General features: G+C 62.5%; 1 pseudogene. It reads right to left on the reverse strand.

Annotation, left to right across the window (positions count from 1 at the left end):
• Positions 1 to 17 precede the first annotated feature (17 nt).
• Positions 18 to 248, reverse strand: a pseudogene (locus AAEY83_RS17510) (hypothetical protein); the annotation flags it as partial.

The following is a 248-nucleotide window of genomic DNA, read 5'->3' on the forward strand; positions in this document are numbered from 1 at the left end:
GTCGACAGTATGGGCCACTATCGGGCCAACTCCGGCTGCGGCTTTCGTATATAGGGCAACAGCTCGGCGTGAGCGGGCGTTGATTCATTTATGTCCAGTTGCTGCTTGGCACCGAGGTAATGCTGGCTGAACACATCGAAATAGGCGTCCAGCGCCGAAGCGGCAGCGCTGTCACCGGCCAGCTCCAGGCACAACGCCGCGACTTCGGCGGTGCACAGGTGCTCGCTGCGGGTCGAACGGCGCAAGCG

Source organism: Psychrobacter sp. TB20-MNA-CIBAN-0197 (genome assembly GCF_040309765.1).
GTDB classification, from domain to species: domain Bacteria; phylum Pseudomonadota; class Gammaproteobacteria; order Pseudomonadales; family Moraxellaceae; genus Psychrobacter; species Psychrobacter submarinus.